The organism is Escherichia sp. E13S3 (assembly GCF_004212325.1).
Taxonomy (GTDB): domain Bacteria; phylum Pseudomonadota; class Gammaproteobacteria; order Enterobacterales; family Enterobacteriaceae; genus Escherichia.
In genome coordinates this window covers 33,323-49,620 of sequence record NZ_RHJR01000018.1, presented here as the reverse complement: position 1 = coordinate 49,620, position 16,298 = coordinate 33,323, and the positions used below count along the sequence as shown (strand labels likewise).

Annotated in this window: 17 protein-coding genes; 6 read left to right on the top strand and 11 right to left on the bottom strand. The window is 50.4% G+C overall.

Going from position 1 to position 16,298, the window contains the following annotated elements; translation table 11 throughout:
• From sspA to zapE, 5 genes are all read right to left on the bottom strand, one after another.
• Entirely contained in the window at positions 1–639 is a 639-nt protein-coding gene (gene sspA / locus D9597_RS17820) for a stringent starvation protein SspA (RefSeq protein WP_000257293.1), read from the bottom strand.
• Positions 640–907: 268 nt separating this feature from the next.
• Positions 908–1,702 (bottom strand): DUF695 domain-containing protein, encoded by a 795-nt coding sequence (locus D9597_RS17815; RefSeq protein ID WP_130223748.1) that lies wholly within the window; start codon positions 1,700–1,702, stop codon positions 908–910.
• Positions 1,703–1,858: 156 nt separating this feature from the next.
• Positions 1,859–2,251 carry a 30S ribosomal protein S9 gene (gene rpsI / locus D9597_RS17810; RefSeq protein WP_000829818.1) on the bottom strand — a complete coding sequence of 131 codons (393 nt, stop codon included), beginning with the start codon at positions 2,249–2,251 and terminating at the stop codon, positions 1,859–1,861.
• Between the two features lie 15 nt (positions 2,252–2,266).
• Entirely contained in the window at positions 2,267–2,695 is a 429-nt protein-coding gene (gene rplM, locus D9597_RS17805) for a 50S ribosomal protein L13 (protein ID WP_000847559.1), read from the bottom strand.
• Between the two features lie 219 nt (positions 2,696–2,914).
• Positions 2,915–4,042: a cell division protein ZapE gene (gene zapE, locus D9597_RS17800; RefSeq protein WP_130223746.1), complete on the bottom strand. Its 1,128-nt coding sequence runs from the start codon at positions 4,040–4,042 to the stop codon at positions 2,915–2,917.
• A 193-nt stretch (positions 4,043–4,235) separates the two neighbouring features.
• Between zapE and zapG the strand changes: the two genes are divergently transcribed.
• The 3 genes from zapG (at position 4,236) to degS (ending at position 7,313) form a co-directional block, all read left to right on the top strand.
• Complete coding sequence (gene zapG, locus D9597_RS17795) at positions 4,236–4,634, top strand: Z-ring associated protein ZapG (RefSeq protein WP_010345273.1); 399 nt, start codon at positions 4,236–4,238, stop codon at positions 4,632–4,634.
• Between the two features lie 154 nt (positions 4,635–4,788).
• The gene (degQ, locus tag D9597_RS17785) at positions 4,789–6,156 is read left to right on the top strand and encodes a serine endoprotease DegQ (protein ID WP_130219168.1); all 1,368 of its coding nucleotides are present in this window, start codon (positions 4,789–4,791) and stop codon (positions 6,154–6,156) included.
• An 89-nt stretch (positions 6,157–6,245) separates the two neighbouring features.
• Positions 6,246–7,313 (top strand): outer membrane-stress sensor serine endopeptidase DegS, encoded by a 1,068-nt coding sequence (degS, locus tag D9597_RS17780; protein WP_064529496.1) that lies wholly within the window; start codon positions 6,246–6,248, stop codon positions 7,311–7,313.
• A gap of 62 nt (positions 7,314–7,375) precedes the next feature.
• Here degS and mdh read toward each other — a convergent pair whose 3' ends face one another.
• A complete protein-coding gene (mdh, locus tag D9597_RS17775; RefSeq protein ID WP_064529495.1) occupies positions 7,376–8,314 on the bottom strand; it encodes a malate dehydrogenase in 939 nt (312 codons plus the stop codon).
• A gap of 434 nt (positions 8,315–8,748) precedes the next feature.
• Between mdh and argR the strand changes: the two genes are divergently transcribed.
• A complete protein-coding gene (gene argR, locus D9597_RS17770) occupies positions 8,749–9,219 on the top strand; it encodes a transcriptional regulator ArgR (protein ID WP_064529494.1) in 471 nt (156 codons plus the stop codon).
• A 365-nt stretch (positions 9,220–9,584) separates the two neighbouring features.
• Complete coding sequence (gene yhcN / locus D9597_RS17765) at positions 9,585–9,848, top strand: peroxide/acid stress response protein YhcN (RefSeq protein ID WP_000695690.1); 264 nt, start codon at positions 9,585–9,587, stop codon at positions 9,846–9,848.
• Positions 9,849–9,903: 55 nt separating this feature from the next.
• On the opposite strand, the gene D9597_RS17760 is transcribed toward yhcN, so the two are convergent.
• The 4 genes from D9597_RS17760 to aaeX all read right to left on the bottom strand — a co-directional run bounded on the left by D9597_RS17760 (position 9,904) and on the right by aaeX (position 13,544).
• A complete protein-coding gene (locus D9597_RS17760) occupies positions 9,904–10,176 on the bottom strand; it encodes a barstar family protein (RefSeq protein WP_001028998.1) in 273 nt (90 codons plus the stop codon).
• 251 nt (positions 10,177–10,427) lie between these two features.
• Positions 10,428–12,395: a p-hydroxybenzoic acid efflux pump subunit AaeB gene (gene aaeB / locus D9597_RS17755; RefSeq protein ID WP_130223744.1), complete on the bottom strand. Its 1,968-nt coding sequence runs from the start codon at positions 12,393–12,395 to the stop codon at positions 10,428–10,430.
• 5 nt (positions 12,396–12,400) lie between these two features.
• On the bottom strand, positions 12,401–13,333 hold the full coding sequence (gene aaeA, locus D9597_RS17750; RefSeq protein ID WP_130223742.1) for a p-hydroxybenzoic acid efflux pump subunit AaeA: 933 nt from the start codon (positions 13,331–13,333) through the stop codon (positions 12,401–12,403).
• Positions 13,334–13,340: 7 nt separating this feature from the next.
• Positions 13,341–13,544 carry a p-hydroxybenzoic acid efflux pump operon protein AaeX gene (gene aaeX, locus D9597_RS17745; protein ID WP_000051841.1) on the bottom strand — a complete coding sequence of 68 codons (204 nt, stop codon included), beginning with the start codon at positions 13,542–13,544 and terminating at the stop codon, positions 13,341–13,343.
• A 182-nt stretch (positions 13,545–13,726) separates the two neighbouring features.
• Here aaeX and aaeR point away from each other — a divergent pair, with 182 nt between their 5' ends.
• Entirely contained in the window at positions 13,727–14,656 is a 930-nt protein-coding gene (aaeR, locus tag D9597_RS17740) for an HTH-type transcriptional activator AaeR (protein WP_000440317.1), read from the top strand.
• 81 nt (positions 14,657–14,737) lie between these two features.
• On the opposite strand, the gene tldD is transcribed toward aaeR, so the two are convergent.
• Positions 14,738–16,183: a metalloprotease TldD gene (gene tldD / locus D9597_RS17735; protein WP_130204524.1), complete on the bottom strand. Its 1,446-nt coding sequence runs from the start codon at positions 16,181–16,183 to the stop codon at positions 14,738–14,740.
• Positions 16,184–16,298 lie beyond the last annotated feature (115 nt).

Here is a 16,298-nt window from a genome sequence, read left to right as displayed (position 1 = left end):
TTAACTCCGGCCCAGACGCATTTCACGTTCAGCTTCGGTTAAGGAAGCAAGGAAAGAGTCACGCTCAAAGACGCGGGTCATATAGCCTTTCAGCTCTTTCGCACCCGGGCCGCTGAACTCGATGCCCAGTTGCGGCAGACGCCACAGCAGCGGAGCAAGGTAGCAATCGACCAGGCTGAACTCATCGCTCAGGAAGTACGGCTTCTGACCGAAGACCGGCGCAATCGCCAGCAGTTCTTCGCGCAGTTGCTTACGTGCGGCATCCGCTTCAGAGGCTGAACCGTTGATGATGGTGTTCATCAGCGTGTACCAGTCTTTTTCGATGCGGTGCATGTACAGGCGGCTTTCACCGCGAGCTACCGGGTAAACAGGCATCAGTGGCGGATGCGGGAAACGCTCATCCAGGTATTCCATAATGATGCGAGATTCCCACAGGGTCAGCTCACGATCCACCAGGGTCGGAACGCTCTGATTCGGGTTGAGGTCAATCAGATCCTGAGGCGGATTGTCCTTTTCCACGTGTTCGATCTCGAAACTTACACCTTTTTCAGCCAGCACAATGCGGACCTGATGGCTATAGATGTCAGTAGGACCGGAAAACAGCGTCATTACCGAACGTTTGTTGGCAGCGACAGCCATGAAAACCTCCAGGTATAGTCAGAATTTTTACTGCTACCAGCCACCAGGTGGCCAGTCAGAAGTTGTGTTACCCAGTAAGGAACGACTCTCTTTGTTCGAAAAACAAACAAAAAATGAGCAATACCCGACATTTGGGCAGAAAATTGGATGATAGTTTACCAGATTTTGCGACCTTTGTGGTGAGTCGATGCCGGAAATGGGGAAAAAGAGATGTTCCTTAGTCTGAAATGCTTGACTTAATCCCCACCAGAAATGTTGTTTACCTCTTTTACGCCGTTGCTATCGGTGCGCCCCAGCCATCAAAACTACCGCCATGCTTTTCAGCCAAATCGGTAAGCTGGCATGTAATCTCGGTCATATGCCATTGTTCAGGAGCATCAGTGTTAGTAAATGACGCCATATACCCTGGTTGTTGGTCGTTCATCCGAATGCTCACCAGCGTAATGCCATATGGCAATTTCGTCACGTCCTCCGCAAAGGCGCGTGCAGCAGCTTCTGTCGGCAATGTCGCGTAGTAATCAATGGTGCGTGGAAGAGTCAAATCGTCACCATGTTCCAGCAGCCCACGGCATACGCGGGAATCGTGTATCCAGTTCCAGTCATATTTCGACGGGTACAGGAACTGGCGATAGTAATTTCCGTTATCGTTTTTACTCATACTATAGCTGCAAGAGACTTCCGGGCCACCCGCGAGCAATTTATCCAGCGTTCTTTCCCAGTCCAGTTCTTTTTCCGACTGGAAAACAAAATCGCGCCAGCCTTCTTGTGTTACCACCCCCACCAACCAAATCGGTAAGGCCTTGCCCCTCTCCTCAAGCCAGTCCTCTATACGATTTAAACGTTGTGTTTCATCAGGCTGCGGTAAACCGTTTTCATAACAATGGGTATAACGCACACGAAAGAACCAGGTGTGGTTAAGTCGATCAAATCTTTCGTCCTGAATGGCGCCGATATCAACACGTATGCCCGTGACATGGTCATCCACTGTTGTAATAAAGAACTCCCATTTATTCGACAACGTTAAAGATTCTTTCTTGTTAAACAATGCATTAAATAATCCCATCGCGATATCCTTTTCTACAGTACGTGGAAAATACTATTAAAAAGAGAATAATGCTGAAGAGAGAGGGAAAAGAGGCTGGAATCGGACTTTAGCCATAAAAAAACCCGCCGAAGCGGGTTTTTTTCGCAAATTGTATTCTGCCGAAGCAGAAAGCAATTAACGTTTGGAGAACTGCGGACGACGACGTGCTTTACGCAGACCGACTTTCTTACGTTCAACCTGACGAGCGTCACGAGTAACGAAGCCAGCTTTACGCAGTTCAGAACGCAGGGATTCGTCGTACTCCATCAGAGCGCGGGTGATACCGTGACGGATCGCACCAGCCTGACCAGAGATACCACCACCTTTAACAGTGATGTACAGATCCAGTTTCTCAACCATGTCGACCAGTTCCAGCGGCTGACGAACTACCATGCGGGCAGTTTCACGACCGAAGTACTGTTCCAGAGAACGTTGGTTGATAACGATTTTACCGTTGCCCGGTTTGATGAAAACGCGAGCTGCGGAACTTTTGCGGCGACCAGTGCCGTAGTATTGATTTTCAGCCATTGCCTATAATCCCGATTAGATGTCAAGAACTTGCGGTTGCTGTGCCGCGTGGTTGTGCTCGTTACCCGCGTAAACTTTCAGTTTACGGAACATAGCACGACCCAGCGGGCCTTTTGGCAACATGCCTTTAACCGCGATTTCAATCACACGCTCAGGACGGCGAGCAATCATCTCTTCAAAGGTCGCTTGTTTGATACCACCGATGTGACCGGTGTGGTGATAGTACACTTTGTCAGTACGCTTGTTGCCGGTTACAGCAACTTTGTCAGCGTTCAGAACGATGATGTAATCACCGGTATCTACGTGCGGAGTGTATTCCGCTTTGTGCTTACCGCGCAGGCGACGAGCCAGTTCAGTAGCCAGACGGCCCAGAGTTTTACCGGTCGCGTCAACAACATACCAGTCGCGTTTTACGGTTTCTGGTTTAGCTGTAAAAGTTTTCATTAAAAGCTTACCCAATAAATAGTTACACGTTGGTGAACACCCAAACGTCTTCAATTGTTGAGGTTCACACGACAAAGTCCGGCAAACCTACCCCTTCGAATAGCCTATGCCAGCACACAAAAAGTTTCGGGAAAAAAAACTTTCTTGTAACGTGGGGTCGCAGGATTATAGAGAAGTCGGGGTCAAAGATCGACCCCTTTTTGTGATTTATGGCAGGTTTTACCCTGCCAAATGCTCGCGCTTCAAATACTCTTCGCTCTGCATCTCTTGTAGACGTGACAGGCAACGCTGGAACTCAAACTTCAGTCGCTCGCCCTGATAAATTTCATACAAAGGCACTTCTGCGCTCACCACTAATTTGACATGGCGCTCGTAAAACTCATCCACCAGCGCAATAAAACGTCGTGCTTCGCTCTCCATCAACCGCGTCATGACTGGCACATCAAACAACATCACTGTGTGAAACAGGCGTGAGAGCGCTATATAGTCATGCTGGCTGCGGGCATCGACACACAAGGTGGTAAAAGAGACGGCAAGCGTCTGATTCTCAACGCCCATTGTCGCCAGCGGTCGATGGTTAATTTCTAACGTCGGTGAATTTTCGCGTTTCGCCCCCGCCAGCACCAACCAAAGTTTATCCATTTGCGCACGGGTTTCATCATTGAGCGGCGACAGCCATAAATGCGCCTGGGTAAGCGTTCGTAGTCGATAATCGACGCCTGCATCGACATTCATTACATCGCAATACTGTTTAATGGCGTCGATAGCCGGTAGAAAACGCGCTCGTTGCAGACCATTACGATAAAGCTCATCAGGCGGAATATTTGACGTTGCGACCAGCGTTATTCCGCGAGCGAACAGGGCTTTCATTAAACCGCCAAGCAACATGGCATCGGTAATATCCGAAACAAAAAATTCATCAAAACAGAGGACATCGGTTTCTGCTTTGAAGCGATCGGCAATAATTTCCAGCGGGTCAGTCTGCCCCTGTAATGCAGTCAGTTCTTCATGCACGCGCAGCATAAAACGGTGAAAGTGCAGGCGCTGTTTCCGCTCACCCGGCAAACTTTGATAGAAAAGGTCCATCAGCCAGGTTTTCCCGCGTCCTACACCGCCCCACATATATAAGCCACGCACCGGCGCACTGCTTGCCTCTTCGCGCTTACCCCACAGTTTACCGACTCGCGCCATTAACCCACTCGCCCTCGCAGTGGGCTGCGTGCTGTTGATTAATTCCTGGTAGATAATCTCCAGCCGACTGACGGCCTCTTTTTGTACGTCGTCAGGTTGATGGCTGCCCTCATTGAGCGCCTTCAGGTATTGCGATGTCGGGGTAATGCTTTGCATGATGTTCTTGTTATTCCTTGAATAATCGGTGTGCCGTTGTTCACGGTTGACGAAAAAAAGGCCGTTCTACACTACGCGATATGCAGTCGGGATTCCACTTCTGTGGAATTAACGGTTATAGTGGCATAATCAGCCGCAGGCATGGAGCCTGAAGCCAACACCCTACGGAAACAAAAGACAACGGGAGATGTTCATGACCTGGGAATATGCGCTAATTGGGTTAGTCGTCGGCATCATTATTGGTGCTGTGGCCATGCGTTTTGGTAATCGTAAACTACGCCAGCAACAGGCGTTGCAGTACGAACTGGAAAAAAATAAAGCTGAACTGGACGAGTATCGCGAAGAGTTGGTTAACCACTTTGCCCGCAGCGCGGAATTACTGGATACCATGGCGCATGACTATCGCCAGTTGTATCAACACATGGCGAAAAGCTCCAGCAGCCTGCTGCCGGAACTGTCCGCAGAAGCAAACCCGTTCCGTAATCGTCTGGCTGAGTCTGAAGCCAGCAACGATCAGGCACCGGTGCAGATGCCACGCGACTATTCTGAAGGCGCATCTGGCCTGCTGCGCACTGGCGCAAAGCGCGACTAATTTATTTTGCGGGCGCAGCCATTGCGCCCTCCTCTTCTCTCCCTCCCCGACTATCATTTAATCTGGTGTCTCATTGTTAGCCGTCTGAAAATTCAATAACATCAAACTGTTTTGAATCTCTTTTTCTTATCATTCAGGTACGAGAGCAGGAATAATGAAAAAACAAACCCAGCTGTTGAGTGCATTAGCGTTAAGTGTCGGGTTAACTCTCTCGGCGCCGTTTCAGGCTGTCGCGTCGATTCCCGGCCAGGTTGCCGGTCAGGCGCCATTGCCCAGCCTGGCCCCGATGCTGGAAAAAGTGCTTCCCGCGGTGGTAAGCGTGCGAGTTGAAGGGACTGCCAGCCAGGAACAGAAAATCCCGGAAGAATTCAAAAAATTTTTTGGCGATGATTTACCGGATCAACCTGCGCAACCCTTTGAAGGTTTAGGCTCCGGTGTCATCATCAATGCCAATAAAGGTTATGTACTGACCAACAATCACGTCATCAATCAGGCGCAGAAAATCAGTATTCAGCTCAATGACGGACGCGAGTTTGATGCGAAGTTGATTGGCAGCGACGACCAGAGCGATATCGCCCTGCTACAAATTCAGAATCCGAGCAAATTAACGCAAATCGCCATTGCCGACTCCGACAAACTGCGCGTCGGTGATTTTGCCGTCGCGGTCGGTAACCCATTTGGCCTTGGGCAAACCGCGACTTCAGGCATTGTTTCCGCATTAGGTCGCAGCGGGTTAAATCTCGAAGGTCTGGAAAACTTTATCCAGACCGATGCTTCCATTAACCGGGGTAACTCCGGCGGTGCGCTGTTAAACCTTAACGGCGAGTTGATTGGTATTAACACCGCAATTCTTGCCCCTGGCGGCGGTAGCGTCGGGATTGGTTTTGCTATCCCCAGCAATATGGCGCGTACCCTGGCGCAGCAACTTATCGACTTTGGTGAAATTAAACGCGGTCTGTTAGGCATTAAAGGTACCGAGATGAGTGCCGATATCGCCAAAGCGTTTAATTTAGATGTGCAACGTGGCGCGTTTGTCAGTGAAGTTCTGCCTGGTTCTGGCTCGGCGAAAGCGGGCGTGAAAGCAGGCGATATTATTACCAGCCTCAACGGCAAACCGCTCAATAGCTTCGCCGAGTTGCGTTCCCGCATCGCCACCACTGAACCTGGTACTAAAGTGAAGCTTGGTCTGTTACGTAACGGCAAGCCGCAGGAAGTGGAAGTGACGCTTGATACCAGCACATCTTCTTCAGCCAGTGCAGAGATGATTACACCGGCGCTGGAAGGCGCAACGTTGAGTGACAGTCAGCTAAAAGATGGCGGAAAAGGCATTAAGATTGACGAAGTTGTCAAAGACAGCCCCGCCGCTCAGGCAGGTTTACAGAAAGATGATGTAATTATTGGCGTGAACCGCAATCGGGTGAACTCGATTGCTGAGATGCGCAAAGTACTGGCAACCAAACCGGCAATTATTGCCCTGCAAATCATGCGCGGTAATGAGAGCATTTACCTGCTAATGCGTTAATGTCATAAACCGGGCATCAGGCTGACGTGTGATGTCCGGTTAACTCGTGATATGCTGCTGCCGTTCCCTTTTTTAATGACGCCTCCATCATGTTTGTGAAGCTCTTACGATCCGTTGCGATTGGATTAATTGTCGGCGCTATTTTGCTGGTTGCCATGCCTTCGCTGCGCAGCATTAACCCGCTTTCCACACCGCAATTCGACAGTGCCGACGAGACGCCTGCCAGTTATAATCTGGCGGTCCGCCGCGCCGCGCCAGCGGTGGTAAATGTCTATAACCGTGGTTTGAACACATCCTCACACAACCAGCTTGAGATCCGTACGCTAGGGTCAGGTGTGATCATGGATCAACGTGGTTATATCATTACCAATAAACATGTAATCAACGACGCCGATCAGATCATCGTCGCCTTACAGGATGGTCGTGTATTTGAAGCGCTGCTGGTTGGCTCTGATTCACTGACTGATCTGGCGGTGCTCAAAATTAATGCCACTGGCGGTTTACCCACCATTCCAATCAATTCTCGTCGCATACCGCACATTGGCGATGTAGTGCTGGCGATCGGTAACCCGTACAACCTCGGGCAAACCATTACCCAGGGGATTATCAGCGCCACGGGGCGCATCGGCCTGAACCCGACCGGGCGGCAAAACTTTCTGCAAACCGATGCATCCATTAACCACGGCAACTCCGGCGGTGCACTGGTGAACTCGCTGGGCGAACTGATGGGCATCAACACACTGTCGTTTGATAAGAGTAACGATGGCGAAACTCCAGAAGGCATCGGTTTTGCCATTCCCTTCCAGTTGGCAACCAAAATTATGGATAAGCTAATCCGCGATGGACGTGTTATTCGTGGCTATATCGGTATTGGCGGCCGCGAAATCGCACCATTACACGCGCAAGGTGGTGGTATCGATCAACTGCAAGGGATTGTGGTTAATGAAGTGTCACCTGATGGCCCGGCGGCTAATGCCGGTATCCAGGTCAACGATCTGATTATCTCGGTGGACAACAAACCTGCAATCTCCGCTCTGGAGACAATGGATCAAGTGGCAGAAATTCGACCAGGTTCGGTGATTCCGGTGGTGGTGATGCGTGACGATAAAAAACTGACATTGCAGGTCACTATTCAGGAATATCCAGCGACCAATTAAGTCGTGCGCTCAAAACAAAAAACCGGAGACGTTGCTCCGGTTTTTTATTATTCGTTAATCAATTACTTATTAACGAACTCTTCGCCCAGGGCGATATCTTTCTTCAGCGTATCCAGCATTCCTTCCAGCGCGTTCTGTTCAAATGCGCTCAGAGTACCGATGGATTTACGCTCTTCTACGCCATTTTTACCCAGCAGAAGCGGTTGAGAGAAGAAACGAGCATACTGGCCGTCACCTTCAACGTAGGCACATTCAACGACACCTTTTTCGCCTTGCAGCGCACGAACCAGAGACAGGCCGAAGCGTGCAGCTGCCTGGCCCATGGACAGGGTTGCAGACCCGCCACCGGCTTTCGCTTCAACCACTTCCGTACCCGCGTTCTGGATACGTTTGGTCAGATCAGCAACTTCCTGCTCGGTAAAGCTTACGCCAGGAACTTGAGACAGCAGCGGCAGAATGGTAACGCCAGAGTGACCGCCAATAACCGGAACTTCAACTTCGCCCGGCTGTTTGCCTTTCAGTTCAGCGACAAACGTATTAGAACGAATGATATCCAGCGTGGTGACGCCAAACAGTTTGTTCTTGTCATACACACCCGCTTTTTTCAGCACTTCCGCAGCGATTGCTACCGTGGTGTTTACCGGGTTTGTAATGATACCGATGCACGCTTTCGGGCAGGTTGTCGCAATTTGCTGTACCAGATTCTTCACGATACCGGCGTTAACGTTAAACAGGTCGGAACGATCCATCCCTGGTTTACGCGCTACACCTGCGGAGATTAGAACCACATCAGCGCCTTCCAACGCAGGGGTCGCATCTTCACCAGAAAAACCTTTGATTTTCACAGCAGTAGGGATATGGCTCAGGTCGACGGCCACACCGGGAGTGACTGGAGCGATATCATACAGGGAGAGTTCTGAACCTGAAGGCAGTTGGGTTTTTAACAGTAATGCAAGCGCCTGGCCAATACCGCCAGCAGCGCCGAGGACTGCGACTTTCATCCTAAACTCCTTATTATATTGATAAACTAAGATATGTTGCTCCGCTGCCGCGACCTTAATCCACAAATTAACAGTTTACAATGACCACTTCTCAAGAATGTGTAGTCACGCAAATTTGGCGTTTATGCATTTAATTGACGTAATCAGGAACCTAACTTACGTAATTAACAGCCGCTTATGCATCAGAGCAACATTCCAACAGGTGGTGACAATATACCCTACCGTTCAGCCAAAACAACATCAATTTGATAACAATTAATTTACTTTTAAGCAGAATTTGCGCGCCGTGACGCAGGCATGTTTCTCAATCACGAAATTTGATAAAATCCCGCTCTTTCATAACATTATTTCAGCCTTCTCCAGGGCAGACTGTTTGCATAAAAATTCATCTGTATGCACAATAATGTTGTATCAACCACCATATCGGGTGACTTATGCGAAGCTCGTCTAAGCAAGAAGAATTAGTTAAAGCGTTTAAAGCGTTACTTAAAGAAGAGAAATTTAGCTCCCAGGGCGAAATCGTCGCCGCATTGCAGGAGCAAGGCTTTGACAATATTAATCAGTCTAAAGTCTCGCGGATGTTGACCAAATTTGGTGCTGTACGTACCCGCAATGCAAAGATGGAAATGGTTTACTGCCTGCCAGCTGAACTGGGCGTACCAACCACCTCCAGTCCGTTGAAGAATCTGGTGCTGGATATCGACTACAACGACGCTGTTGTTGTAATACATACCAGTCCTGGCGCGGCGCAGTTGATTGCGCGTCTGCTGGACTCTCTGGGCAAAGCAGAAGGTATTCTTGGCACCATCGCAGGTGATGACACCATCTTTACCACCCCTGCTAAAGGTTTCACCGTCAAAGACCTGTACGAAGCGATTTTAGAGCTGTTCGACCAGGAGCTTTAATCTCTGCCCCGTCGCTTCTGGCGGCGGGGAAAATAATGCATTCTCCATTCATCGCCCTGCTTTCCCCTGCCATTCATTTAACGAATAGTGCGTTTTATAGCGACAAAACATTCACACAACGAATACACAGAGCAAAAAACGCACATTTTGCAAAAACACATATCTTATTGAAACAAATGTCATTTTTACTAAACGCCCGTATTTTTAATTCACTTTTGTTATAAAAATTAATCTTTTTAACAATTCTCCCTCAATAGAAACAGTTAGCGTGGTATTAATTAGCTCAATAATTAGTGTATACTTAATTTTGTGATATGGGTCACGAAACAAAGGCCCAGCTAAAAGATTATGTCGAGGTAAAAATCATGAAAATCAAAACCACTGTTGCTGCATTAAGTGTGCTCTCTGTTCTCTCTTTCGGTGCTTTCGCTGCCGATTCCATTGATGCTGCACAAGCACAAAATCGTGAAGCCATCGGCACCGTGTCCGTCAGCGGTGTAGCATCTTCTCCAATGGATATGCGTGAAATGCTGAACAAAAAAGCGGAAGAGAAAGGCGCGACTGCTTACCAGATTACCGAAGCGCGTAGCGGCGATACCTGGCACGCCACAGCTGAACTGTACAAATAAACCCTCATCGTCTTGTCCGACGACATTGCCCCCGGTTTGGGGGCTTTTTTTTGCGCTAGTGACGAACATTGAAACGCAAATGCCCTTCCAGCTCTTCCTCCGCCTCATCAAACAGCAATATTAACGCGCCAAAACGCCGACGCGTTTTTTCTCCCAGATGAACAAATTCGATCTCCAGCGGTAGCGGCAGAACATCGTTCATTAATACATCCCACAGTGAGTCGAGATCGCGCACCTTATCTTTCGCCAGACCAAAGGTTTGGCGAAAGTCGCGATAAAAGTCCTCCTGACTCTCAATCTCATCAAAATCAAAGCTATAGATATTCATCTGTTGCCACCGTCACGTTTCGCGGCGAGTTCTGCCGTTCATCGCTAAGTATAGACATGAAAAAACCGACGCTTTTGGCATCGGTTTCTGATTACTGACAAAGTGCACTTTGTTCATGCCGGATGCGGCGTGAACGCCTTATTCGGCCTACCAGGGGGGCAAATTCAATATAGGCCTAATAAGCGTAGCGCATCAGACAATTTGGAGTATGTCAGCAATCTCAACCGACACCTTTTGGCGTCGGCTTTGACTTAATTATCGGTTAGCGCGTGCTGGTATTTATGCAGCATACCGGTAAGCCGATACACCGGTTCCGTGACCTGCGGCGGCGCTTGCCAGATGCGTAGTTTCTCCTGGTAGATATCCAGTTCTTCCAGCAACTGACCGAAGTAACGACGGCGTTTGTCATCGCTGCGGGCAGAAATCACATGGTCCGCTGTGCGGCGCATTTGTCGGTGAAATGCCGATAAATCATCATTCACGGGTATCGGCGCATCACGCAATCGCTGGTGAGCGATAATCATCGTTAACGCCAGGCGAAACTTCGGCAAATCGCCGGGAAATTTATTCATCAGCAAAAACAACTGCTGATAAAGCGCTGGCAGATGGTTCTCTTTACGCCGGGCGACATTGGTGGTCATCGCGGAAACAGCGGCAGAAACAAACTGATTAAGCAGCACGCGTCCTGTCCTGTCGCGCGATTTATCCCGCACCAGTAGAATGACGATGAACGCCAGCACACAGCCCACGATTTGCCCCAGCGCGCTATCGAGAAACTGACTGAACTGAAAGGTCATCGGGTTATCCAACACGATAATATTAATCGTACTGGCCAGCGCGCCCATCGATCCCAACCGCCGTTTCTGCACTTCAATACCAAGGAAAAATCCCAGCACCGCCAGGCTAAGGCACAGCAGCAACATACTCTGTTGGGTATTGGGGATAATCACCAAAAAATAGAGCAGTCCTAACGGTAGCGCCGCTACCGTGCCGTAGATAAAGTCGATCGCCACCATGCGTGGATTAGGTAAACGCATTGCCAGCGACGTTACGACGGCAATCATCACCATTGCGCCACTGCCGGAGGTCCATCCGGTCCACAGCCAGAACAAAGTCCCCAGCATGCAGGACAGCGTGGTACGCCAGAAGTTGACCATTGCATGATGACGCTCGGCGGATTCTACTTTTACTTCCGGCTCGCCTTGCAGGATCTCTTCTTCAGTGGCGTTAATTTTGGTGTTACTGATAACGCCTCGCTTGAGCAACTGATAACGCGTTGCCGCCGCAACCCAGCTATAAATAGTGATGGGTGTTTCACGTTCCCCGGTCCAGGCAATCACTCGCCGCAGGCGTTTTAGCTGCTTATGGACGTCCTGCGCAGTTTCTACCGGCGTGTCAAAAAATTCGCGGAAGGTATCAGTGATCAACTCCGGGCGCGAGTTCTGAATGAGATAAGTTTCGCAGGACTGGGTGATCAGCGTCAGCGACAACGTATTGATCGCTTTTAAACGCCGATTGGCACGCGCCCAGCGGGAAGATTCCATGTTCAGATTGCTACGCATCCCTTGCAGCGCCGTGGTGCGGCGAACCAGGTCGCCCCAGGCCTTATCAACAATCTCGCCATCACCATGTTTGATGCATAATTGCATGAGTTGATATTGCGCCACCAGCAAACTTTCCAGCTCTCGATCCACTTCTTGTTTGATCGATCGTGGAGAAAAGAGCAGATCCGCCACAATAGCACACACAATACCAATGACGATTTCACTACAACGTTCAACGGCAAACTGCGGCGTCAGCAGCGGTTCTGGCTGAATGGTGATCACAATGATCAGCGCTGTATAACCGGCAAGCCCCCACGCATAGGAGTTCTCTACTCGTACCAGCGAGGAGAGCCAGGTACAAAAACCGGCCCAGATACAACACACCAGAATCATCAACAATGGCGCACGGATCATCGCAATAATGGTCACCAGCCCGGCAATACAACCGATAAATGTACCGATGATGCGCAAAAAACCGCGATAGCGGATGGCGCCAGAGTACGGTTCGCCACCGGCGGCAAAGGCAGGACCGGCAGCAACAATCGCCGCAGTCAGAACAGCCCAGCGTGGTGTTTCAAGCTGAAAATGAAAGCCAACAAACAGCGCCAGCACAATGGCGGTCGCCAGTTTTACCGCGAAGCGAATATGTTGGTTAGCAATGGAGAAAATGCCCATCGTGATTAACCAAACTCACGCAGGCGATGGGCCATTTTACGGAAGAACGAATCCTGACTTTCATCGCGATCTTGTTTACCCGTAACCACCACAGTAGCGGTAGTCCCCGCAGGCCAGATGTTATCTTGCTGGTTGTCGAGACGAATACGTACCGGGACACGTTGCGCCAGACGCACCCATTCAAGGTTGGAATCGATGGTCGCCATCCCTTTGTCGTCACGCGTACTGCTGGCGTTAGTGACCCCAGCGGCAACACTATCGACAGTCCCTTTCAGCACTTTATTGCTACCAAGCGGCGTGATTTCTGCGCGATACCCAGAACGTACCCCTTCCAGCTTGGTTTCTTCCATATAGGCCAGCACATAGAAGGAGTTCTGTTTCACCAGCGCTACAGCCGTTGAACCACGCGTAATAAATTCACCGGTATAGACGTTGAGGTTGGTCACCCAGCCATCTGCTGGCGCGCGGATCACGGTACGTTCAAGATCCAGTTTTGCCAGATCGCGGGTTGCCTGAGCTTTCGCTAACTGATGCAGGACCGTTTGCAGCACGTTATTGGCCTGGTCTATCTCTTCGCGAGACATCGCCTGTATGCCGAGACGGTTGCGACGTCCAGCTTCCTGGCGTTTTTCCTGCGCCAGTACCTGATAATAGGCAACATCAGCTTCCGCTTCTTCGAGGGCCTTTTGGTAGCGTGGCTGGTCGATGGTGAACAGTACCTGTCCTTTTTTCACCAGCTGGTTATCATGAACATTCACTTGGGTGATGAGTCCGGAGACATCCGGCGCAATCGCGACCACATCGGCGCTAAAACGCGCGTCACGCGTCCACGGAGATTCGGTGTAATAGACCCAGGCATTAAAAATTGCGATGAAGGCCAGAATGACTAATACGACCGTGATGGCCGTACGGGAGAATTTTCTTATTAGTGTTTTCACTTCAACCTCAAACGAACAGTCGCGATATCAAATAAAACAAACAGCAATAGAGCGCGGTGTTGAACAGCGCCGGATGCCAGACGAAGTCGTAGATACCTGTTGGCACAAGGACCCGGCGCACCAGCCAGAAAATCGCCAGTGATAAAAGCAATTCGAAAAATATCGGTGGGAAGGACAGCCCAAACACCACGATAACGGGAAACAGACTCATGTTGACCTTGGTTGTATAGAGAGAGCAGGTGTTATTATTTTCAGCATCTGTCGCCGCAGAGAAGGGCATAGAAAGCCGGGCGAGAGCAACATTGCTGTAGATTGATATTTAATATATTAGCGTAACTGTTATGCTGTTATCTATATTATGTGATCTAAATCACTTTTAAGTCAGAGTGAATAATGGAACGACTAAAACGCATGTCGGTTTTCGCCAAAGTGGTTGAATTTGGTTCGTTTACCGCCGCCGCCAGACAGCTTCAAATGAGCGTTTCATCCATCAGTCAGACGGTGTCTAAACTGGAAGATGAGTTGCAGGTAAAGTTGTTAAACCGCAGCACACGCAGCATTGGCCTGACCGAAGCAGGTAGAATTTACTACCAGGGCTGCCGTCGGATGCTCCATGAAGTGCAGGATGTCCATGAGCAACTGTATGCCTTCAATAACACGCCTATCGGGACGCTGCGCATTGGCTGTTCTTCAACTATGGCTCAAAATGTTCTCGCTGGGCTGACGGCAAAAATGTTGAAAGAATACCCTGGTTTAAGCGTCAATCTGGTTACCGGAATTCCTGCACCCGACCTGATTGCCGACGGTCTGGATGTCGTGATCCGCGTCGGCGCGTTGCAGGATTCCAGCCTGTTTTCCCGCCGTCTGGGGGCGATGCCGATGGTGGTGTGCGCCGCTAAAAGCTATCTCACACAGTATGGCATACCGGAAAAACCCGCCGATCTAAGTAGCCATTCATGGCTTGAGTACAGCGTGCGTCCGGACAATGAATTTGAACTGATCGCGCCAGAAGGGATCTCGACTCGCCTCATCCCACAAGGACGGTTTGTCACTAACGATCCAATGACGCTGGTGCGCTGGTTAACGGCAGGCGCTGGGATCGCGTATGTACCGCTGATGTGGGTGATCAATGAGATCAATCGTGGGGAGCTGGAGATCCTGCTGCCGCGTTATCAGTCGGATCCACGCCCGGTTTATGCACTGTATACCGAAAAAGATAAGCTGCCACTGAAGGTGCAGGTCGTGATCAACTCACTGACGGATTATTTTGTCGAGGTCGGTAAGTTGTTTCAGGAGATGCACGGGCGCGGGAAAGAGAAGTAATTCATGTGCGTAGGCCGAATAAAGCGTTTACGCCGCATCCGGCAACCAATGCCTGATGCGACGCTTACCGGCCTGGATAGATTACGCGGTACCGCCAACGGTCAGGTTGTCGACTTTAAGCGTCGGCTGGCCCACGCCAACTGGCAAGCTCTGCCCTTCTTTACCACAGACACCCACGCCGTTATCCAGTTTCAGGTCGTTGCCCACCATCGAAATTTGCTGCATGGTTTCGATACCGGAACCAATCAGCGTTGCGCCTTTCACCGGTTTCGTCACTTTGCCGTTTTCAATCAGATACGCTTCTGAGGTGGAGAAGACAAATTTGCCGGAGGTGATATCCACCTGACCGCCGCCGAAGTTCGGCGCATAGATGCCATACTCGACGGATTCAATGATTTCCTGCGGCGTCGATTTACCCGGCAGCATGTAGGTGTTGGTCATACGCGGCATGGGCAGGTGAGCATAGGATTCACGACGACCATTACCGGTCGGTGCCATACCCATTAAGCGAGCGTTGAGTTTATCCTGCATGTAACCTTTCAGGATCCCATTTTCAATCAGCACGTTGTACTGACCCGGCGTACCTTCGTCATCAATCGCCACCGAACCACGGCGATCAACCATCGTGCCATCATCCACTACCGTACACAGTTCAGATGCTACCAGTTCGCCGACCTGGCCACTAAAGACCGAAGTGCCACGGCGGTTGAAGTCGCCTTCCAGACCGTGACCTACCGCTTCATGTAACAGCACGCCCGGCCAACCTGCGCCAAGTACTACCGGCATGGTGCCCGCAGGCGCGGCAACGGCAGAAAGATTGACCAGCGCCATACGCACTGCTTCTTTGGCCCATGCATCCGCACGGACTTCACCGTCGAGATCGGCAAGGAAAAATTCATAACCAAAACGACCGCCGCCGCCGCTGGCACCGCGTTCGCGTTTACCATCTTCTTCGACCAGAACGCTTACTGAGAGGCGCACCAGTGGACGCACATCTGCCGCCAGGGTGCCGTCGGTGGCCGCAACCAGAATTAATTCATAGACGCCACTGAGGCTGGCAGTCACTTCCTGTACGCGTTTGTCGGCCTCACGGGCAACTTTATCGACGCGACGTAAAATATCCAGTTTCTCCTCGCGACTCATGCTTTGCAGCGGATCAAGCGAGGTATACAGCGGGCTATGCTCTACCGCGCCCAACGTCTGTACTTTGCCATCGCCACTGTCACGGACAATGGTACGCGCCGCTTGTGCGCTCTGTTCCAGGGCCAGCAGGCTGATTTGGTCGGCGTAAGCAAAACCGGTTTTTTCACCGCTGACTGCACGCACGCCAACGCCCTGATCGATGTTGTAAGAACCATCTTTGATAATGCGATCTTCTAAAACCCAGGATTCGTGATAGCTCGACTGAAAATAGAGATCGCCGTAATCGAGGCGACGTTCGGCCAGTTGACCGAGAATCGCGAACAAATCCTGATGTTTCAGGCCGTTCGCCGCTAGCAATTGTTCACTTACCAGGTTCAGACTCATCGTTTTTGTTACTCGTTAGTTACTTCGGTAGAGGATTTTTTACGGCTGCCGGATGCGGCGTGAACGCCTTATCCGGCCTACGGTTATGTTCCGGCTCGTTGGCCTTTGGCAACGA

Bases quoted from the DNA above. Each gene is read 5' to 3' on its own strand.
- rplM (WP_000847559.1), bottom strand. From the start codon at position 2,695: ATGAAAACTTTTACAGCTAAACCAGAAACCGTAAAACGCGACTGGTAT.
- mdh (WP_064529495.1), bottom strand. From the start codon at position 8,314: ATGAAAGTCGCAGTCCTCGGCGCTGCTGGCGGTATTGGCCAGGCGCTT.
- zapE (WP_130223746.1), bottom strand. From the start codon at position 4,042: ATGCAAAGCATTACCCCGACATCGCAATACCTGAAGGCGCTCAATGAG.
- zapG (WP_010345273.1), top strand. From the start codon at position 4,236: ATGACCTGGGAATATGCGCTAATTGGGTTAGTCGTCGGCATCATTATT.
- degS (WP_064529496.1), top strand. From the start codon at position 6,246: ATGTTTGTGAAGCTCTTACGATCCGTTGCGATTGGATTAATTGTCGGC.
- D9597_RS17760 (WP_001028998.1), bottom strand. From the start codon at position 10,176: ATGAATATCTATAGCTTTGATTTTGATGAGATTGAGAGTCAGGAGGAC.
- yhcN (WP_000695690.1), top strand. From the start codon at position 9,585: ATGAAAATCAAAACCACTGTTGCTGCATTAAGTGTGCTCTCTGTTCTC.
- aaeR (WP_000440317.1), top strand. From the start codon at position 13,727: ATGGAACGACTAAAACGCATGTCGGTTTTCGCCAAAGTGGTTGAATTT.
- aaeB (WP_130223744.1), bottom strand. From the start codon at position 12,395: ATGGGCATTTTCTCCATTGCTAACCAACATATTCGCTTCGCGGTAAAA.
- tldD (WP_130204524.1), bottom strand. From the start codon at position 16,183: ATGAGTCTGAACCTGGTAAGTGAACAATTGCTAGCGGCGAACGGCCTG.
- argR (WP_064529494.1), top strand. From the start codon at position 8,749: ATGCGAAGCTCGTCTAAGCAAGAAGAATTAGTTAAAGCGTTTAAAGCG.
- aaeX (WP_000051841.1), bottom strand. From the start codon at position 13,544: ATGAGTCTGTTTCCCGTTATCGTGGTGTTTGGGCTGTCCTTCCCACCG.
- rpsI (WP_000829818.1), bottom strand. From the start codon at position 2,251: ATGGCTGAAAATCAATACTACGGCACTGGTCGCCGCAAAAGTTCCGCA.
- degQ (WP_130219168.1), top strand. From the start codon at position 4,789: ATGAAAAAACAAACCCAGCTGTTGAGTGCATTAGCGTTAAGTGTCGGG.
- sspA (WP_000257293.1), bottom strand. From the start codon at position 639: ATGGCTGTCGCTGCCAACAAACGTTCGGTAATGACGCTGTTTTCCGGT.
- D9597_RS17815 (WP_130223748.1), bottom strand. From the start codon at position 1,702: ATGGGATTATTTAATGCATTGTTTAACAAGAAAGAATCTTTAACGTTG.